This window comes from Bradyrhizobium monzae, assembly GCF_021458635.1.
Taxonomy (GTDB): Bacteria; Pseudomonadota; Alphaproteobacteria; order Rhizobiales; family Xanthobacteraceae; genus Bradyrhizobium.
Genome location: NZ_JAIRDQ010000004.1, coordinates 316,937 through 336,572, shown reverse-complemented (window position 1 = coordinate 336,572; position 19,636 = coordinate 316,937). Strand labels below are relative to the sequence as shown.

18 protein-coding genes are annotated in these 19,636 nt (G+C 62.6%); 14 read left to right on the top strand and 4 right to left on the bottom strand.

Annotated features, from left to right (window positions below; all coding sequences use genetic code 11):
* Nucleotides 1–54: 54 nt before the first annotated feature.
* Nucleotides 55–1,269, bottom strand: coding sequence for an acyl-CoA dehydrogenase family protein (locus tag K3F49_RS17950; RefSeq protein ID WP_234682277.1), 1,215 nt, complete (start codon nt 1,267–1,269; stop codon nt 55–57).
* A 355-nt stretch (nt 1,270–1,624) separates the two neighbouring features.
* Between K3F49_RS17950 and K3F49_RS17945 the strand changes: the two genes are divergently transcribed.
* From K3F49_RS17945 to mtnA, 3 genes are all read left to right on the top strand, one after another.
* Nucleotides 1,625–1,897, top strand: coding sequence for a phosphopantetheine-binding protein (locus tag K3F49_RS17945; protein WP_148777482.1), 273 nt, complete (start codon nt 1,625–1,627; stop codon nt 1,895–1,897).
* A 108-nt stretch (nt 1,898–2,005) separates the two neighbouring features.
* Entirely contained in the window at nt 2,006–2,881 is an 876-nt protein-coding gene (locus K3F49_RS17940; RefSeq protein ID WP_234682276.1) for an S-methyl-5'-thioadenosine phosphorylase, read from the top strand.
* A 33-nt stretch (nt 2,882–2,914) separates the two neighbouring features.
* Nucleotides 2,915–4,024, top strand: coding sequence for an S-methyl-5-thioribose-1-phosphate isomerase (gene mtnA, locus K3F49_RS17935; RefSeq protein ID WP_234682275.1), 1,110 nt, complete (start codon nt 2,915–2,917; stop codon nt 4,022–4,024).
* A 121-nt stretch (nt 4,025–4,145) separates the two neighbouring features.
* On the opposite strand, the gene K3F49_RS17930 is transcribed toward mtnA, so the two are convergent.
* Nucleotides 4,146–4,781 carry an HAD-IA family hydrolase gene (locus tag K3F49_RS17930; protein ID WP_234682274.1) on the bottom strand — a complete coding sequence of 212 codons (636 nt, stop codon included), beginning with the start codon at nt 4,779–4,781 and terminating at the stop codon, nt 4,146–4,148.
* Nucleotides 4,782–4,892: 111 nt separating this feature from the next.
* On the opposite strand from K3F49_RS17930, the gene K3F49_RS17925 reads away from it, so the two are divergent.
* The 5 genes from K3F49_RS17925 (at nt 4,893) to K3F49_RS17905 (ending at nt 8,815) form a co-directional block, all read left to right on the top strand.
* Complete coding sequence (locus tag K3F49_RS17925) at nt 4,893–5,651, top strand: S1 family peptidase (protein ID WP_234682273.1); 759 nt, start codon at nt 4,893–4,895, stop codon at nt 5,649–5,651.
* A 121-nt stretch (nt 5,652–5,772) separates the two neighbouring features.
* On the top strand, nt 5,773–7,275 hold the full coding sequence (locus K3F49_RS17920) for a flavin-containing monooxygenase (RefSeq protein ID WP_234682272.1): 1,503 nt from the start codon (nt 5,773–5,775) through the stop codon (nt 7,273–7,275).
* A gap of 253 nt (nt 7,276–7,528) precedes the next feature.
* The gene (locus K3F49_RS17915; protein WP_234682271.1) at nt 7,529–7,990 is read left to right on the top strand and encodes a hypothetical protein; all 462 of its coding nucleotides are present in this window, start codon (nt 7,529–7,531) and stop codon (nt 7,988–7,990) included.
* Nucleotides 7,980–8,330 carry a hypothetical protein gene (locus tag K3F49_RS17910; RefSeq protein WP_234682270.1) on the top strand — a complete coding sequence of 117 codons (351 nt, stop codon included), beginning with the start codon at nt 7,980–7,982 and terminating at the stop codon, nt 8,328–8,330. Before K3F49_RS17915 ends, K3F49_RS17910 begins: the two co-directional genes overlap by 11 nt.
* The gene (locus K3F49_RS17905) at nt 8,276–8,815 is read left to right on the top strand and encodes a transposase (protein ID WP_234682269.1); all 540 of its coding nucleotides are present in this window, start codon (nt 8,276–8,278) and stop codon (nt 8,813–8,815) included. The genes K3F49_RS17910 and K3F49_RS17905 overlap by 55 nt, the downstream gene beginning before the upstream one ends.
* A gap of 62 nt (nt 8,816–8,877) precedes the next feature.
* Here the strand turns inward: K3F49_RS17905 and K3F49_RS17900 are convergent, their stop codons facing one another.
* Together K3F49_RS17900 and K3F49_RS17895 are read right to left on the bottom strand one after the other, a co-directional pair.
* On the bottom strand, nt 8,878–9,804 hold the full coding sequence (locus tag K3F49_RS17900; protein ID WP_234682268.1) for a response regulator: 927 nt from the start codon (nt 9,802–9,804) through the stop codon (nt 8,878–8,880).
* Complete coding sequence (locus K3F49_RS17895; RefSeq protein WP_234682267.1) at nt 9,788–13,159, bottom strand: hybrid sensor histidine kinase/response regulator; 3,372 nt, start codon at nt 13,157–13,159, stop codon at nt 9,788–9,790. The genes K3F49_RS17900 and K3F49_RS17895 overlap by 17 nt, the downstream gene beginning before the upstream one ends.
* 177 nt (nt 13,160–13,336) lie before the next feature.
* Here K3F49_RS17895 and urtA point away from each other — a divergent pair, with 177 nt between their 5' ends.
* The 6 genes from urtA (at nt 13,337) to fmdA (ending at nt 19,598) form a co-directional block, all read left to right on the top strand.
* Nucleotides 13,337–14,596: an urea ABC transporter substrate-binding protein gene (gene urtA / locus K3F49_RS17890; protein ID WP_234682266.1), complete on the top strand. Its 1,260-nt coding sequence runs from the start codon at nt 13,337–13,339 to the stop codon at nt 14,594–14,596.
* A 132-nt stretch (nt 14,597–14,728) separates the two neighbouring features.
* Nucleotides 14,729–15,655, top strand: coding sequence for an urea ABC transporter permease subunit UrtB (gene urtB, locus K3F49_RS17885; RefSeq protein WP_234682265.1), 927 nt, complete (start codon nt 14,729–14,731; stop codon nt 15,653–15,655).
* Between the two features lie 19 nt (nt 15,656–15,674).
* Nucleotides 15,675–16,817: an urea ABC transporter permease subunit UrtC gene (gene urtC / locus K3F49_RS17880; RefSeq protein WP_234682264.1), complete on the top strand. Its 1,143-nt coding sequence runs from the start codon at nt 15,675–15,677 to the stop codon at nt 16,815–16,817.
* A 65-nt stretch (nt 16,818–16,882) separates the two neighbouring features.
* Nucleotides 16,883–17,638, top strand: a complete 756-nt coding sequence (urtD, locus tag K3F49_RS17875; protein ID WP_027531396.1) for an urea ABC transporter ATP-binding protein UrtD — start codon at nt 16,883–16,885, stop codon at nt 17,636–17,638.
* 12 nt (nt 17,639–17,650) lie between these two features.
* Nucleotides 17,651–18,340, top strand: a complete 690-nt coding sequence (urtE, locus tag K3F49_RS17870) for an urea ABC transporter ATP-binding subunit UrtE (protein WP_148777473.1) — start codon at nt 17,651–17,653, stop codon at nt 18,338–18,340.
* A gap of 28 nt (nt 18,341–18,368) precedes the next feature.
* Nucleotides 18,369–19,598: a formamidase gene (gene fmdA / locus K3F49_RS17865; protein WP_234682263.1), complete on the top strand. Its 1,230-nt coding sequence runs from the start codon at nt 18,369–18,371 to the stop codon at nt 19,596–19,598.
* The last annotated feature ends 38 nt before the right edge of the window (nt 19,599–19,636 follow it).

Genomic DNA, 19,636 nt, shown 5'->3' with positions numbered 1-19,636 from the left:
GTTATCTGCAATTATTCTTGTTGGTCTCTAAAGCGCGTCAGTCGCGAAGGCTTGTTAGTCCCGCAGGCTTGTCGGCACGCCGCTCATCAGCGTCGAGGTGGCGGCGTTGGCCAGAATGCGGTCGTTGTTGATCATGATTGGCGACGACAGCACGTCGCGAAGATGGCGCCCCATCGTGAACTCGCCGTCGTTACGGTAGCCGGACAGGCCCGCAGTTCGCATCGCGTGCATCACGGTCTCGACCGCGAGCTCCGAGGCCTGCACCTTCAACAGCGTGATCGAGGACTGGAAATCGAGCGAGCCGAGCGCGCGCTCGTCATGCTCGGCGCGGGCGAAGGCGTCGAGATTGGCCGATATCAATGCGCGCAGTTTGGCCAGCGACATTTTCGCGGCGGTGAAGTGCGCGGCCGCCGGCGGCATTTGACCACCGGAGCTGCGGGCCGCCTTGCGAACGAAAGCCTGCGCACGCGTGACCGAGGCGGCGGCAATGCCGGCCCAGGTCGACGACCAGCACAGGTGCGCGAACGGCGTCATGGTCTGGGCGTGGATCTTGTCATAGGCTTCCGGGAAGACGCGGTCGGCGGAGCAATCGACCTTCAGCTCGAAACCGGTCGAGCAGGTGCCGCGCATGCCGAGCGTTTCCCAGCCCTGCGTCTGCTTCAGCGAATAATCGTCCTTGGCGAGCGCCAGCAGCACCTGGTCGGAAGCAGCGGCCTCGGTGGCGCGGCGGGCGATGGTGACGAGCCCGTCGGCCTGGGCGCCATAGGAGATCACGGTGGCGTCGCGAACCAGCGAGACGATGTCGCCGGCATGGTCGACCGCGGCCGCGCTGGCGCGGATATTGCCGCCGTTCTGGCCCTCGGTGGTGGAAGAGGCGAGCAGCCACTGGTCGCGAGCGACCCGGCGCATCATGGTCTCCATCCAGGGGATGCCGTGGCCGTGCCTGATCACGCAGGCGACCTTGGTCGTATGCATCGCGTAGATCATCGCGGTGGAGGCGCAGGCGCGTCCGAGCGTGTAGCATATGTCCGTGACGTCGTAGACCGAGGCGCCGAAGCCGCCGAACTCGACCGGGATCATCACGCCGAGCAGCTTCTGCTCGCGCGCGGTATCGAACGCCTTATGAGGGAAGCGGGCGTCGCGATCGACGCCGTCAGCGTCGGCCGCCGCCACGCTGGCGGTGCGAGCCGCACGCTCGATCAAGGAAGGACCTTCGAAAAGGCTCGCTTGCGTCTCGTCGACAGTCAGGACTGCTTCACGCACGTTCATGCTCGTCCGCCTCCGTTTCGTCGTTCGAAACCGCAGACACCTTTTGCGATGCCGTTCGCGATCATCCGACCATCTTTGCTTGTGATTGGAGGCTACGGATTTAATTCAAATTCGTCGATGAAATAGAGGGTAAACGAACTGAAATTCCGAACGAACAGTTAAGGCCCGGTTGTTTGCATCGTCGAAAATCCCGGTGTCGTGTTAGGGATTTGGAAGAAGCCCGAATTCCAGACAATCTGAGTCATCGTTTACTAAGAAACGCGAAGTAATGGTGACGCCCATTGCGGGATCGGCCCGTCGTGCCCATCGTACCCGGCAACCGGCCGACCTTTTATAGACAGATGGGAATTTGCCGATGCAGGCCTTCGATACCGATTTGCGCAACCGCATCACCAAGCTGGTGAAGGGCATCCTCGCGCAGAACTCGCTCACCGCCGATGTCACGCCGTCGACGAAACTCGTCGATGCCGGCCTGACCTCGATGGACATGGTCAATCTGATGCTGGGCGTCGAAGCCGAATTCGACTTCACCATTCCGCAAACCGAGATCACGCCGGAGAATTTCCAGTCCGTCGAGACGCTGGAGCGCATGGTTGCGACCCAGCTGCAGCCCGCGACGGCGGCCTGAGTTAAGTATACCGCCGCGTCGCCGCGGGTCACCACCACCCCGTTCCAAAACCGCCGCAAAACTGGCATAGCTTAACCATGTCGCACGAGGCGAACGGGTGGAGCAGGCATGGCGCAGGCGGTATTGGGCATCATCGGCGGCTCCGGCATCTACGATTTGCCGGGACTCGAGGGCGCGCACGAAGAGGTGATCAAGAGCCCCTGGGGCGAGCCGTCGGCGCCCGTGCGCCGAGGCACGATCGCAGGCCTGCCGATCGTGTTCCTGCCGCGTCATGACAAGGGACATCGGCTGTCGCCCTCCGACATCAACTACCGCGCCAATATCGACGTGCTGAAGCGTGCCGGCGTCACCGACCTGATCTCGTTATCGGCCTGCGGTTCCTTCAAGGAGGAGATGCCGCCCGGTACCTTTGTCCTCGTTGACCAGTTCGTCGACCGCACCCACAAGCGCGAGAGCTCGTTCTTCGGCAAAGGCTGCGTTGCGCATGTCTCGATGGCACATCCGGTCTCGCCGCGGCTGCGCATCCACCTTGCCGCGGCGGCTGCAGCCGAGGGCATCGCGATCGCGCGCGGCGGCACCTATGTCTGCATGGAGGGGCCGCAGTTTTCCACTTATGCCGAAAGCATGACCTACAAGACGTTGGGCTATTCCGTGATCGGCATGACCAACATGCCCGAAGCAAAGCTCGCCCGCGAGGCCGAGATCTGCTACGCGACCGTCGCGATGGTGACCGATTTCGATTGCTGGCACCCCGATCACGACGCCGTCACCGTGCAGGATATCATCCGCGTGCTGACGTCAAACGCCGACAAGGCCAAGGCATTGGTCGCTCGCCTCGCCAAGGATTTTCCGCGCGAGCATGAGCCGTGTCCGATCGGTTCGGATCGCGCGCTCGACACCGCGCTGATCACCGCGCCCGAAGCGCGCGATCCCGAGCTTCTGAAGAAGCTCGATGCGGTGGCCGGGCGCATCCTGCGCGGTTGAGACGCACGACGAGGGACGAAAAGGCAGAATGCCATGAAGGTCGACGGCAAGCATTTCCGCAGCATCTGGCGCGAGCACGACGGTTGGTCGGTCGGCGCGATCGACCAGCGGCGGCTGCCGCATGAGTTCGTCGTTGCAAAACTGACCTCGTGCGAGGACGCGGCGGTTGCGATCCGCGACATGCTGGTGCGTGGCGCGCCGCTGATCGGCGCAACGGCAGCTTACGGCATGGCCCTTGCGATGCGCGAGGATGCCTCCGATGCGGGCCTGAAGCGCGCTTACGAGGCGCTGGTCGTGGCGCGGCCGACCGCGATCAATTTGAAATGGGCGCTGGACGAAATGCGCGCGACGCTCGCACCGATCGATCCGGTCGAACGTGCGGAAGCAGCGTACGCCAGGGCCGACGAGATCGTCGAGCAGGATGTCGAGATCAACCGCGGCATTGCCAGCAATGGCCTCGCGCTGATCGAGGCGATCGTCGCGAAGAAGAAGCCGGGCGAGACGGTCAACGTGCTGACCCATTGCAACGCAGGCTGGCTCGCCACCGTCGACTGGGGCACCGCGACCGCGCCGATCTATCTTGCACATGAGCGCGGTATCAGGATCCATGTCTGGGTCGACGAGACCCGGCCGCGCAATCAGGGTGCCTCGCTCACCGCCTGGGAGCTCGGTCATCACGGCGTGCCGCATACGGTGATCCCTGATAATACCGGCGGGCATCTGATGCAGCACGGCATGGTTGATCTCGCTATCGTCGGCACCGATCGCGTCGCCGCCAATGGCGACGTCTGCAACAAGATCGGTACCTACCTGAAGGCGCTCGCCGCGCATGACAACAACGTGCCGTTCTACGTGGCGCTGCCGTCGCCGACGATCGATTTCGCGGTCGATGACGGTATTCGCGACATTCCGATCGAGCAGCGTAGCGGCGCTGAGGTCACCGACATGACCGGTCGCACGGCCGATGGCCGCTTGGAAACGGTCCGCATCGTGCCGGAGGGATCGCCGGTCGCGAACTACGCGTTCGACGTCACCCCGGCGCGTCTTGTGACCGGTCTCATCACCGAACGCGGTGTGCTGAAGCCGGATCGTGCTGCGCTGGCGGCCGCGTTTCCTGAGCGAATCGCTGCTGCGGCGGAGTAAGTTCTCGTAGGGTGGGCAAAGGCGCATCGCGCCGTGCCCACCATATGCTTGTGGTGGGCACGCTTCGCTTGACGCAGTACGATTTGCCCACCCTACGGCTTCTTGCAACGAGGATGATAGACTACCCCAGCTTCAGCCCCGTCGCCGCCTCGAGCTCGGCAATCGCCTGCGCACCACTGGTGACCTTGATCGTGGCCATGCCCATCTCGCGCGCGGGCTTCAAATTGACGCCGAGGTCGTCGAGATAGACGCATCTCTTCGGATCGACCTTCAGCGTCTCGACCATCAGCTGGTAAATGCGCGGGTCGGGCTTGCGCAGGCCGATCTTGGCGGATTCGATGACGTGGTCGAACAGCACCATGACCTCCGCGACGTAGAGCGAGCGCCCGGTCATGCTGCCGATGGCGTTGGCCGGCAGATTGTTGGTGATGCAGCCGGTCTTGAATTGTGCCTTGATGCGCTTCAGGGCCTCGACCATCTCGGGACGCAGATCGCCCTGGAGCAGCGGCAGCACCTCGCGGCCGCGCACTTCGGCGCCGAGTGCGCGCGATTCCTCCGCGAATAGCTTGTCGAACATGTCGACATCGACCTCGGCGCGCTCGAACTTGGCCCAGGCGTTTTCCAGATGATTGGCGGCGTTGGTACGCCGGATGATGTCGACGGGCAGGCCGCGCTCGGTCTCGAACCGCGAAAAGGCCTCGAACGGCGAGCTCGTCAATACGCCGCCAAAATCAAAGATCACAGCCTCGATCGCCACTATCTTGCCCTCGTCATTCCCTTTCCAAGAGGGCTAGCATGCGCTATCGGCAAGGGCCAGTCCGAAGCAATCGCGTATCACCATCGATGCCGACGCTAGAAGCGTGTTCCCATGAAGAAGCTTGCAACTCTCGTCGTCTCAGCGCTGCTGCTCGCCACGCCCGCTCATGCCATCGTCGGCGGCGGTACGCCGCAGATCGATGGCGTCGCGCGCGCGGTCGTCACCATCGTGGGCTCGCGCGGCAATTTCTGCACCGGAAGTCTGGTCGCGCCGAAACTGGTGCTCACCGTCGCGCATTGCGTGCAGCCCGGTGCGGACTACAAGATCGTCGATCGCGGTGTCGACGGTGCGCCACAGCTGTTGAATGTGCGCACTGTTGCGATCCATCCCGGCTTCAACATGCAAGCCATGCAATCGCATCGCGCCACGGCTGACGTGGCATTGCTGCAACTGGAAATTCCACTCAAGGGAAAATCGACGATACCGGTCGGCATGCCAAATATTCCAATTCAGGTTGGCAGCCGCTTCACCATTGCCGGTATCGGCGTCACCGTGCGCGGCGACGGCAAGAGTGGCGGTGCGATTCGCGTTGCCAGTCTCGCTGCCACCGGCCAGCCCGGCACGTTCCAGATCCGCCTGGTCGATCCCGTAACCAACGGTGTTCGCGACGGAATCGGCGCCTGCACCGGCGATTCCGGCGGCCCCGTGTTCGAGGACAAGCCCAATGGCGCCGTGCTTGTCGGCGTCATCAGCTGGTCGACGGGGCCAAATGGCGCTGCCGGTTGCGGCGGATTGACCGGGGTCACGCCGCTGACGCTCTATCGCGACTGGATCTTGCAGACGGCGCGGAGCTGGGGCGCGGCGTTGTAGTTTGATCGCGACTTGATCTATGTCATTTTGCAGAGGAAGCGCGGTTGGCAACCTTGCCCGTCGCGGAGGAAACGCGTCGCCAGTCAAGGCGGCCAGAACAAGACAAGGCATAGAAGCAACAATGAATGTCGCTGTTCGCAGTCACGCCACGGCCAAACAGGCTTCAGAACATTTCGACGTGCTGATCGTCGGAGCCGGCATCTCCGGCATCGGCAGCGCCTATCACGTCACCAAGCAGCTTCCGGGCACGAGCTATGTCATCCTGGAGACGCAGGCGACGTTCGGCGGCACCTGGAGCACGCATCGCTATCCCGGCATTCGCTCGGATAGCGATCTCCATACTTTCGGCTACAGCTTCAAGCCCTGGGTCGGGCCGCCGATCGCCACCGCTGAGGAAATCCTCGCTTACATGAACGAGGTGATCGACGACAACGATATCGCCCGCCATATCCGCTACAAGCACAAGATCAATTCGGCGAGCTGGTCGAGCGAGCAGAATCTATGGACCATCGAGGCGGTGACGACCGACACGGGTGAAGCAAAGATCTTCACCGCCAATTTCCTCTGGATGTGCCAGGGCTACTATCGCCATTCCGAAGGCTACACGCCGGAATGGAAGGGGATGGATCACTTCAAGGGGCGCATCGTGCATCCGCAAGCCTGGCCGGATGACATCGACCTCGCGGGTAAGAAGGTCGTCGTGATCGGCTCGGGCGCGACCGCGGCGACGCTAGTGCCGAACATCGCTGATGAGTGCGCGCATGTCACCATGCTGCAGCGCTCGCCGACCTATTTCCGGCTCGGCCGCAATGCCATCGAGATCGCGGAGGAATTGCGCCGGCTCCAGGTCGACGAGGCCTGGATCCACGAGATCGTCCGCCGCAAGATTCTGTTGGAGCAGGATGCGTTCACCAAGCTCTGCTTGTCCAAGCCGGAGCAGGTGAAGAAGGAGCTGATCGGCCAGATCAGCGCGGTGCTCGGCGCCGACTACGACGTCGCGACGCATTTCACGCCGAGTTATCGGCCGTGGCGGCAGCGCATCGCCTTCGTGCCTGATGCCGACCTCTTCAAGGGCATTGCCAGCGGCAAGGCCTCGGTCGTCACCGACGAGATCGAATGCTTCGTCGAGAACGGCATCCAGCTCAAATCCGGCAAGCTGCTCGAGGCCGATGTCATCGTCACCGCGACCGGCTTCAACCTCTCGTCGCTCGGCGACATTGCCTTCGAGATCGACGGCAAGCCTCTCGCCTTCGGCGATACCGTGACCTATCGCGGCATGATGTTCACGGGCGTGCCGAACATGGTCTGGGTGTTCGGCTATTTCCGTGCGAGCTGGACGCTGCGTGTGGATCTCGTTGCGGACTTCGTCTGCCGGCTGCTCGGCCACATGAAGGCGAAGGGCAGCAGGAAGGTCGAGGTGAGCCTGCGCGCCGAAGACCACAACATGCCGATCCTGCCCTGGATCGATCCGGAGAACTTCAACCCCGGTTACATCATGCGCGACATGAACCTGTTGCCCAAGCGCGGCGACAAGCCGGAATGGCAGCACAGCCAGGATTACTGGACCGAGAAGGACGAGATCCCGAAGACGGATCTGGACGATAAGGCGTTTGTGTATGGGTGAGGGGGCGGTTCGTGTAAGGGGCGGTCGCAATCGCCCGCACTCCGCTGTCGTCCCTGCGAACGCACTAAGGCATGCACATAACTGGTTTGGCAAGAAGTTGCCCGGGGGGGATTCCCGAATCGGCAGTTTGTGTGATTCCTATTGCGACACTTCGGCTTTGGCGGAGGTGTTGGATGGTGTCAGGCATCGATTGGACCTTGGGTCGGTTCTGGGATTGTCGTCTCGATAAAGGGGGGCGGCGCTCGTCGAACGCATGGTTGCGAGCAAGACGGTCTGCCTGCGTCGGCTCTCCAGGGGAGATCGGGCCCTGGAAGTGCGGTTCAACCGCTTTCTCGGCCACGACAAGGTGACAGCGGAGCGGATCGTCGAAGGCTGGAGCGAACGCACGACCACGGCGGTAGAAGGCCGCCACGTGCTGGCCATCCAGGATACCAGCGAGATCCACTTCAACACGACGCCGCAACGACGGCGCGGGCTCGGAGAAATCGGCAAAGGCAATAATTACGGGGTGCTGTTGCATCCGCTGCTGGCGGTAGATGCCGACGATGGCGCGTCTTGGGCTTTTGAGCGGACAGATATGGACGCGCAAAGGCCGCCGTACGACCCCGCACGACGATCGGGAATTATCGGACAAGGAATCGCAGCGCTGGATATCCACCACCGTTGCGGCCAGGCCGCTGCTCACCAAGGCCTCGGCGGTGACAGTGCTGGGTGATCGCGAGAGCGATATCTTTGCCCTCTATGCCAGTTCGGCTGAGCAACACTTCCACGTCATCGCGCGCAGCATGCATGATCGCAAGCTTGCAGACCGCAACGGTTTATATGAGGCCAGCGATGCCATGGCCGCGGTGGATCGGCGTACGGTCCAACTGCCTGCGCGCGCCGCGCGGCCGGCACGTCTGGCCCAGCTCGAACTTCGCTTTGGCACGATCGAGCTTGCCGCCCACAGAGTAAGTTCCTGCGTGATCTGCCGAAAAGCCTGCCGCTGGCGGTGGTTGATGTGCGCGAGATCAATGCCGAAGTCGGCGTGGAGCCGCTGCACTGGCGGCTTCTGACCTCTCACGAGGTCGCCGGCATCGAAGATGCCTGGCGTATCGTGCGGTGGTACAGGCAGCGCTGGATTATCGAGCAGTTCTTCCGCGTCCTGAAGGCACAAGGCCTCAAGCTTGAAGACAGCCAGATCGGAACCGCCGATCGCCTTCTCAAGCTGGTCGCTATAGCCGCCAAGGCGGCTGTCATCACGATCCAGCTTCTGCAAGCGCGCGGTGGCGGTCAGCAGCCCCGTCGCGTTGCCTTCAACGACGGCGAAATCGGCGCGCTTGCTGCTCTCAACAAGCAACTCGAAGCCAAGAGCAAGCGACTCAAGAACCCGCACCCGCCCGACAGCCTCGCCTGGGCCGCATGGATCATCGGCCGCCTGGGCGGTTGGGACGGCTACCCATCGTCCAAGCCGCCGGGCCCGATCACCTTCAAGAACGGCCTCGAATACTTCCAAGCCGTCGCAGCAGGATGGAGCCTCAGAGATACGTGCATGCCTTAGTGCCTTCGCCGGGACGACACCGTTGTTGTTGTCGGCGACGTCCCAACTCACCCGCAGTCCCGCTACGAATTCCTTCGCGTCGCATTCGTGGCAATCGCTGCCGCGGCCGTCCGGTTCTCCACGCCCAGCTTGGCGTAAATCTGCTCCAGATGCTTGTCGACGGTGCGCGGACTCAATCCCAAGATCTGCGCGATGTCGCGATTGGTCTTGCCCTTGCTGAGCCAGGCCAGCACCTCGCCCTCGCGGGTGGTGAGGCCGAGCTCGCTGGTGAATTCGGGCGGCAGCGCGGTGCCGGACTCCTTGGACAGCCGCAGCAGGAATTCGTTCGGCGCGGTCTCGCCCATGTAATAGAACCGAAGTTGCGGATTGTCGGGCAGGGAAGCGGCCTGAGACTTCGCGCTGCCCTTGCCCTTCGTCTGCTCCAGCCATTGCAGCAGGGACGGCGGCAGGACGAAGTCGTCGGCCTGCGTGCCGTGATGATCCGCCAGCAGTTTTTGCGCCTGCGGAGTTGCCCACAGGATGTGGCCCTGGCGGTTGACTGCGAACAGGAAGCGGCCGGAGACGTCGAGCGCGGTACGCGCGCTCTGGGTCAGCCGCGCATTGCCGAGATGGACGCGGATGCGCGCCAGCATCTCCTCGATCACGATCGGCTTGGTCACGTAGTCGACGCCGCCGGCCTCCAGCCCGCGCACGATGTGCTCGGTCTCGGCGAGGCCCGTCATGAAGATCACGGGAACGTTGGCAAGGCCCGCGTCGCGCTTGAGCCGACGGCAGGTCTCGAAGCCGTCCAGCCCGGGCATCACGGCGTCGAGCAGCACGATGTCGGGCGTGATCTGGTCGACAATGCGCATCGCGCTGGCGCCGTCGAGCGCCACCATCACAGTCATTCCGGCGCCGTCGAGCGCGTCGGTCAGCAGCCGCAGCGTTTCGGGCGAGTCGTCGACGACGAGCGCGACGTCGCGCTTTTTCGGCTCAATGCTCATAAGCATGCAGTGTTTTCAATGTTGTCATGTATTGGTCGAGATCGAAGCGATCGACCAGCGATCGCATCTCCGCGACGAAGTCGGCATGCTCCGGATGCTCGCTGCCAATCTCGTCCAGTTTCAGTTGGATCGCCTTGACGTAGCCGATCTGGCCGAGTCCGATCAGCGCCTCGATGTGCCTGACCGGCGGCCGCGAGCCGCTGTCCGGCCGCCACAGTGGTACCACGATTTCGTCGGAGCCGTATTGCCATTCGATCTTGAGCAACTGGCGAATCGTTTCCTGCAGCCGTGGGATGTCGATCGGCTTCATCAGATAGCCGTCGTGGAAGGGCTGTGCGAGCGGCGCGCCGTGCGCCTCCAGTGCGCTCGCGGACACCATCAGGATGCGGGCCTGGTGATGGCCGTCGGCGCGCAGCTGTTCCGCCACGGTCCAGCCATCCATGCCCGGCATCGAGATGTCGAGCAGGAACAGGTCGGGTCGGCAATGCTGCGCCAGCGCGAGACAGCCTGGCCCGTCGGCGGCACTGAGCAGGATGAAGCCGAGCGGCGTCAGCACTTCGCGCAGGAGGTCGCGATGCACGGGATCGTCGTCGGTGACGAGAATGGTCTTGCGTGCCCCGTGATAGCCGGAGATCGGCGCTTCCACCGGCGCGATGCGCCTGGGGTTGCTGACCTCCGATAGCAGCATCTTCACCTTGAACGTACTGCCGCGTCCAACGGTGCTAGCGACCTTGATGTCGCCGCCCATCACACCGGCAAGCAGCCGGCTGATGGTGAGCCCCAGTCCCGTGCCCGTCTGCGGCTGCGACACCCCGAGCGCGCCACGCTCGAACGGCGCGAAGATGCGTTCGAGGTCGTCGCCCTGGATACCGGGGCCGGTGTCGGTCACCTCGAACTCGGCGACGGGACTGCGGTAGTGCACGATAAACTGCACACTGCCGGTCTGCGTGAACTTGATAGCGTTGGAGAGGAGGTTGATCAGCACCTGGCGCAGCCGCTTCTCGTCGGCATAGACCACCGTCGGCAATGTCGCGGGACGCCTGAACACGAAGTCGATGCCCTTGGCGCCGGCCTGGAGACGGAACATGCCGACGAGCTGATCGAGGAATTCGCTCAAGCGGACTTCGTCGCGGGACAGGTAAAGCCGTCCCGCCTCGATCTTGGAGATGTCCAGAATGCCGTCGATCAGGCCGGAGAGGTGATCGGCACTGCGGCGGACGACGCGGACCTGGTCACGCGGCTTGGTGTTGAGCGTCGCATCCTGCTCCAGCAGTTGGGCATAGCCGCTGATCGCATTCAGTGGCGAGCGAAGCTCATGGCTCAGCCCCACCACATAGCGGCTCTTTGCGAGATTGGCGGACTCGGCAACTTCCTTGGCGCGCTGGAGTTCGGCGTCGGTGCGCTTGTGCGCGTCGATCTCCTGGATCAGCAGCGTGGTCTGCCGCCGTGTCTCGGCCTCCGCGGCGCGGCGGCTCTGCTGCGCCAGCACGAACAGCCAGGCGACCACGCCGATGATGATGCTGAGCGAGAAGAACACCTTCCACAGCACGTTGGAGACAAGCGAGTTCTCGCCATGCACGCTCGCCGAGGTCTGGAGATAGATCAGCCCGAGCACCAATGCGACGAGGCCGGCGGAAACGACGAACACGCCGATATAGTGGCCGAACTGCGAGTTGATCCGCTGATAGATCGGTTGCGGCAGGATTTTGCCGAGCGCATCGGAAAATTGCACCTGCGCCCGCGCGTGCGGTTTGCAGAGGTCGTGGCAGCGTGCATCGAGTGAACAGCACAAGGAGCAGATCGGACCGGCGTAAGCGGGGCAGGACGTCATGTCCTCCGGTTCAAAACTATGCTCGCAGATACAGCACTGGATCGCCTCGATGTTGGCCCAGCTCCGCTTCGGCTTGCGCGCGATGTAGAATTTTCCGTCGGTCAGCCAGGCAATGATCGGGGCGGTGACGAAAGCCACCGTCAGCGCGACGAAGGCGGCAAGCGCCTTCATGGTCGGGCCGAACAGGCCGTAGAACGCCGCGATCGACACGATGATCGCGAGCGTCATGGCACCGACGCCGACGGGATTGATGTCGTAGAGATGCGCGCGCTTGAACTCCATCTGCGGGGGACGGAGCCCGAGCGGCTTGTTGATGACGAGATCGGCCACCAGCGCGCCGACCCAGGCAATCGCGACGTTGGAGTACAGCGCGAGCGTCTGCTCCAGCGCCTTGTAGACGCCGATCTCCATCAGCAGCAGCGCCACCATCACGTTGAACACCAGCCAGACCACGCGTCCGGGATGGCTGTGCGTCAGGCGGGAGAAGAAATTCGACCAGGCGATCGAGCCTGCATAGGCGTTGGTGACGTTGATCTTGATCTGCGACAGCACCACGAAGAAGCCGGTCAGCGCCAGCGCGAGGTCCGGATCCGACAGCACGTAGCGGAAGGCCACGAGATACATATGGGCGGGCTCGGCCGCCTCTTCGGGCGGCACGCCGTGGCTGAGCGCAAAGAAGGCGAGGAACGAGCCGGCCAGAAGTTTCAGTGCGCCGAGCACGATCCAGCCGGGCCCTGCGCTCATCAGCGCAATCCACCAGGAGGCCCTGGAGGTGCGGCGGTCCCGCGGCAGAAATCGCAGGAAGTCGACCTGCTCGCCGATCTGCGCCACCAGCGAGAACACCACGGAGGATGCGACACCGAACTGCAACAGATCGAAATGGCCACCGAGGTCGCCGTGCTCCCCGGCGAATTTGTGCCATTCCGTGAAGGAGTGCGGGCTGGCCCAGGCGATCGCGGCAAAGGGCAGGATGTGCAGGACTATCCAGAGCGGCTGCGTCCAGAGCTGGAAGCGGCTGATCAGCGTGATGCCGTAGGTCACGAGCGGAATGATCGCGACGGCGCTGATGAGGTAGCCGATCGGGCGCGGGATGCCGAGGCACATCTCCAGCGCGGTCGCCAGGATCACCGCCTCGACCGCAAAGAAGATGAAGGTGAAGGAGGCGTAGATCAGCGAGGTGACGGTCGAACCGATATAGCCGAAGCCGGCGCCGCGCGTGAGGAGGTCAATGTCGATGCCGCATTTGGCTGCATAATAGGCAATCGGTACGCCGCAGCAGAAGATGATGGTGGAGACGACGAGGATCGCGGCCGCGGCGTTGGTGACGCCGTAATTGAGGGTGATGGTGCCGCCGATCGCCTCCAGCACCAGGAAGGAGATTGCACCGATTGCGGTGTTGGCGACGCGAGCGGCGGACCAGCGCCGCGCGCTCTTGGCGGTGAAGCGCAGCGCGTAGTCTTCCAGCGTCTGGTTGGCGACCCATTGATTGTACTGGCGCCTGACGCGGTCTATTCGCTGCCGCCCTGCCACTCGAACCCCACTCCCGAACTCGTCCGAACCTCTCGCGACCTCGCAAATCCCGTACCAAAAGCCTACGTCGGTATTTTGCGGTGCAGTATACGCGATCTTGCGTATGCTTGCGGTGCACAAATTCGAGCCATCCTCACGACACCAATCGCGTGTCCTCGAACAAACAGTGGGGTGCTCATGTCAGACGAAACCAACAAGGGCCTGTTGTCGCCGCTCCGGCGCAAACTATTGATGGGAATGGCGGCCATACCGGCCGTCACGATGCTGCCGCGGGCGTCGTTTGCGCAGGCCCCGGCGACCTCGGCGGTCAACACCACCGGCCTTGCGGTCACCGACACTGAGGTGACGGTCGGCATCCTGCATTCGGCGACCGGCACCATGGCGATCTCCGAAACCGGCTCGATCGAGGCCGAAAAGCTTGCCATCGAGCAGATCAACGCCGCCGGCGGCGTGCTCGGCCGCAAGATCAAGTTCATCCAGGAAGACGGCGCCAGCGACTGGCCGACCTTTGCGGAGAAGGCCAAGAAGCTGCTGGTCAACGACAAGGTCGCGGCGATCATGGGCTGCTGGACCTCGGCCTCGCGCAAGGCGGTGCTGCCGGTCGTCGAGCAGTACAACGGCATGCTGTACTACCCGACCTTCTATGAAGGTCTCGAGCAGTCCAAGAACGTGATCTACACCGGCCAGGAGGCGACCCAGCAGATCCTCGCCGGCCTGAACTGGATCGCCAAGGAGAAGGGCGCGAAGTCGTTCTTCTTCATCGGCTCCGACTACATCTGGCCTCGCACTTCCAACAAGATCGCGCGCAAGCACGTCGAGAACGTGCTGAAGGGCAAGGTCGTCGGCGAGGAGTACTATCCGCTCGGCAACACCCAGTTCAACTCGGTCATCAACAAGATCAAGCTGACCAAGCCCGACGTGATTTTCACCGACGTGGTCGGCGGCTCCAACGTCGCCTTCTACAAGCAGCTCAAGGCCGCCGGCATCGACCTCTCCAAGCAGGCGCTGCTGACGATCTCGGTCACCGAGGACGAAATCGACGGCATCGGCGGTGAGAACATCGCGGGCGCCTATGCCTGCATGAAGTACTTCCAGTCGCTCGACAACGCGAACAACAAGGCCTTCGTGCCCGCGTTCAAGAAGATGTGGGGCGAAAAGACCGTGATCGGAGACGTCACCCAGGCTGCCTATCTCGGCCCGTGGCTGTGGAAGTTGACCGTCGAGAAGGCGGGCTCCTTCGACGTCGACAAGATTGCGGCGGCTTCTCCCGGCGTCGAGTTCAAGGGCGCGCCGGAAGGCTATGTGCGCATCCACGAGAACCATCACCTCTGGTCGAAGACCCGGGTGGGACGCGCCAAGCTCGATGGCCAGTTCGAACTGATCTACGAGACCGCCGATCTCGTCGAACCGGATCCGTTCCCCAAGGGCTACCAGTAAGAGCCCCGGCGTTCGTCGCCGGTCCCCTCGCCACCAAGCCTCTCCCTGGCGTGGATTGCAAGTCCACGCCCAAGACCCCCGCGTCGCGAATCTGTTCGTGACGCGGGACCTCATCCCTGACGGAGGACATCGATGTTCGGCGACTACTCGCTTGGTGACCTTGGCTCCATCTTCGTCATGCAGGGTTTTGCAGGACTGATCCTGTTCTCTGTCTATGTGCTGATGGCGCTCGGACTTGCGATCATCTTCGGCCAGATGGGCGTCATCAACATGGCCCATGGCGAGTTCATGATCCTCGGGGCCTACGTCACCTGGATGACCTCGAATTTCTTTCAGGCCTATTTGCCGAGCCTGTTCAGCGGCTACTTCTTCCTCGCGATGATCCTCGCCTTTGTCGCATCCGGCGCGCTGGGAATGCTGGTGGAATGGGTGCTGATACGGCATCTCTACAAGCGCCCGCTCGACACGCTGCTTGCAACCTGGGGGCTCAGCTTGATGTTGCAGCAGGCTTATCGTTCCGTATTCGGCGCGCGCGAGGTCGGCGTCGAGCTGCCGCAATGGATGCTCGGCTCGCTTCACGTCACCGATAGCATCGAAGTGCCGATCAACGGCGTCTTCGTGATGTGCCTGACAGTCCTGATTACCATCAGCGTCGCATACGTGATGTACAAGTCGCGCTGGGGCCGCCAGGTCCGGGCCGTCGTGCAGAACCGCATCATGGCCGGTGCCGTCGGCATCAACACCGAAAAGGTCGATCGTTACACCTACGGTCTCGGCTGCGGCATCGCCGGCGTCGCGGGCTCAGCCTTCACCATGATCGGCTCGACCGGCCCGACCTCAGGACAGCTCTACATCGTCGACACGTTCCTCGTGGTCGTGTTCGGCGGCGCCGCGAGCCTGCTCGGCACCATCGCCTCGGCCTTCTCGATCTCGCAGACGCAATCCACCCTCGAGTTCTTCATGTCGGGCTCGATGGCCAAGGTGCTGACGCTGCTCGCCGTTGTCGGAATCCTGATGCTGCGGCCGCAGGGGCTGTTCGCCCTCAAGGTCCGCAAGTGAGAAACGGAAGGCTGATGCAATGACCGACAATCGGTTCGTCAATCGATCGGAGCTGATCGGAATTCTGGTGCTCGCGGTCTTCCTGGTGGTGGTGCTTCCGCTCACGCTCGACGTCTTTAGGCTCAATCTGGTGGCAAAGTACCTGACCTACGCCTTCGTCGCACTGGGGTTGGTGATTTGCTGGGGCTATGGCGGCATTCTCAGCCTCGGCCAGGGCGTGTTCTTCGGGCTCGGTGGTTACTGCATGGCGATGTTCCTCAAGCTCGAGGCATCGAGCGTGGAGAACACCAAGATCCAGTCGACCCCCGGCATTCCGGATTTCATGGACTGGAATCAGATCACGGCGCTGCCGTTGTTCTGGAAACCCTTCAACAGCCTGACCTTCACGATTGCGGCCATCATTCTCGTGCCCGGCATCTTCGCCCTGATCATCGGCACCGCGATGTTCAAGCGCCGGGTCGGCGGCACCTATTTCGCCATCATCACCCAGGCGGTTGCGGCCATCCTCACCATCCTGATCGTGGGCCAGCAAGGCTACACCGGCGGCATCAACGGCATGACCGATCTGCGCACCCTGAAGGGTTGGGACATCAGGCCCGACCACGCCAAGGTCGTGCTGTACTTCTTTGAGGTCGGCTGCCTGTTCGTCTGCATCATGATTGCGCAGTTCGTCCGGCACTCCAAGCTGGGACGTATTCTGGTTGCGATGCGCGAGAAGGAGGACCGGGTTCGATTCTCCGGCTACAGCGTTGCGAACTTCAAGATCTTCGCCTTCTGCATCGCCGCCGTGTTCGCCGCGATCGGCGGCGCCATGTTCGCCCTCAATGTCGGCTTCATGTCACCGTCCTTCGTCGGCATCGTGCCGTCGATCGAAATGGTGATCTACACCGCCGTCGGCGGCCGGCTGTCGATCCTCGGCGCCATCTACGGCACGCTGCTGGTCAATTTCGCCAAGACCAGCCTGTCGGAGACATTTCCGGAATTGTGGCTGTTCGGGCTCGGCGGTCTGTTCATCGCTGTGGTTCTCGCATTCCCGAACGGTCTTGCCGGGATCTGGGGCGACTATGTGCAGCCGCGCATCGATCGCCTGATCTCGTCGCGCAAACCCAAACCTGAAGGCTGGACCGACGGCTCGGTCGCCGACGGCGCCCCGGCCGAGTGAGGAGATAGATCATGCTCGTCGGTCATCACGATGCCGATGCCACGCTGGCAGTGAGGAGATAGATCATGCTCGTCGGTCATCAGCCCAAGGAATTCCTGCTCGCTGTCGAAGCCCTGACCGTCTCTTTCGACGGGTTCAAGGCGGTCAACGATCTCTCCTTCTATGTCGACGAGAACGAGATCCGCGTCATCATCGGGCCCAATGGCGCCGGCAAGACCACGGTGCTCGACCTGATCTGCGGCAAGACCAAAGCGACGTCAGGCTCGATCCAGTTCCGCGGCAAGGAGCTGACGCGGATGAAGGAGAACGAGATCGTCAAGACCGGGGTCGGCCGCAAGTTCCAGAACCCGTCGATCTACGACGATCTCACAGTGTTCGAGAATCTGGAGATCTCCTACCCGCGCGGCCGCTCGGTGTTCGGTGCGCTGACCTTTACCCGCGACGCCGCCGTGCGCGACCGCGTGCACGAAGTCGCGGAGATGATCTTCCTGAAGGATCGGCTGAACATGAGCGCCGATCTGCTCAGCCATGGCCAGAAGCAGTGGCTCGAGATCGGCATGCTGCTGATCCAGGACCCGGATCTCCTGATGCTCGACGAGCCCGTTGCCGGCATGAGCGTCTCCGAGCGGACCAAGACTGCGGAGCTGCTCAACCGCATCATCAAGAACCGTTCGGTGCTGGTGATCGAGCACGACATGAAGTTCGTCGAAGACATCGCGCACAAGGTCACTGTGCTGCACCAGGGCCAGATCCTCTCCGAAGGGACCATGGAGAAGGTGCAGAACGATCCCAAGGTCATCGAAGTCTATCTGGGCCATTAAGGAGGCGTGACGATGCTGGCTATTTCGGATCTCCACGTCGCCTACGGCCAGAGTGAGGTGCTGCACGGGCTCAACGTCAAGGTCGCGCCCAACGAGATCGTTGCGATCATGGGCCGCAACGGCATGGGCAAGACCACGCTGATGAAATCGCTGATGGGCATCCTGCCGGCGAAAAGCGGATCGGTGACGATGGACGGCGCGGAACTCGGCGGCCTGCCGAGCTATGAGCGCGTGGCCAAGGGCCTCGCCTATGTGCCGCAGGGTCGCATGATCTTCTCGACCATGACGGTGAAGGAGAACATCGAGACCGGCCTCGTCGTGTCCGGCGGGACCGAAGTGCCCGCCGATATCTACGAATTGTTCCCGGTGCTGCTGGAGATGAAAGGCCGCCGTGGTGGCAATCTTTCCGGCGGGCAGCAACAACAATTGGCGATTGCCCGCGCGCTCGCGACCAAGCCGAAGGTTCTGCTGCTCGACGAGCCGACTGAAGGCATCCAGCCGTCGATCATCAAGGACATGGCACGCACGCTGAAACGCATCCGCGACGAAAAGGGCCTGTCGATCGTCGTGTCCGAGCAGGTCCTAAGCTTCGCGCTTGATATCGCCGACCGTGTGCTGGTCATCGAGAACGGCGCGATCGTGCGCGACGACCCGCGCGACAGCGTCGATGCCGCGCAGGTCTCAAAATATCTGTCCGTCTAACCAACCGTAGTAACAGGGGAGCCTCTCTATGCCAGAGACACTGATCAAGGTCGATCTCACCAAGTCGGCCTACGAAAATGACATGGTGCACAACCGCTGGCACCCCGACATCCCGATCGTGGCCTGGGTCAATCCCGGCGACGATTTCATCATCGAGACCTATGATTGGACCGGCGGCTTCATCAAGAACAACGATTCCGCCGACGACGTGCGCGACATCGATCTCTCGATCGTGCACTTCCTCTCCGGCCCGATCGGCGTCAAGGGCGCGGAGCCCGGCGACCTCCTGGTCGTCGACCTGCTCGACGTCGGTCCCATGAAGGAGAGCCTTTGGGGCTTCAACGGCTTCTTCTCCAAGCAGAACGGCGGCGGCTTCCTCACTGATCATTTCCCGCTGGCGCAGAAGTCGATCTGGGACATCAAGGGCCTCTACACCTCGTCGCGTCACATTCCCGGCGTCAACTTCGCCGGCCTGATCCATCCCGGCCTGATCGGCTGCTTGCCCGATCCGAAGATGCTGGAGACCTGGAACAAGCGCGAGGCCGAGCTGATCTCGACCAACCCGACCCGTGTGCCTGGTCTTGCCAACCCGCCATTCGCGGCGACCGCCCATGGCGGCCGTGCCAAGGGTGACGTGAAAGCCAAGATCGGTGCGGAAGGTGCGCGCACCGTGCCGCCGCGTGAGCATGGCGGCAATTGCGACATCAAGGACCTGTCGCGCGGCTCAAAAATCTACTTCCCGGTCTATGTGCCCGGCGCCGGTCTCTCGATGGGCGACCTGCACTTCAGTCAGGGCGACGGCGAGATCACCTTCTGCGGCGCCATCGAGATGGCCGGCTGGCTGCATCTGAAGGTCGAGGTGATCAAGGATGGCATGTCGAAATACGGCATCAAGAACCCGATCTTCAAGCCGTCGCCGATCACGCCGAACTACAAGGACTATCTGATCTTCGAAGGCATCTCGGTCGACGAGGCCGGCAAGCAGCATTATCTCGACGTCCACATCGCCTACCGGCAAGCCTGTTTGAATGCGATCGAGTACCTGAAGAAGTTCGGCTACTCCGGCGCCCAGGCCTATTCGATCCTCGGCACCGCGCCATGCCAGGGGCACATCTCCGGCGTGGTCGACGTGCCCAATGCCTGCGCCACGTTGTGGTTGCCGACCGAGATCTTCGACTTCGACGTGATGCCGTCGGTGGCCGGACCCATCAAGCACATCACCGGCGATATCCAGATGCCGATCTCGCCGGACAAATGACGCTGCGCTCCCTCTCCCCGTTCTTACGGGGAGAGGTG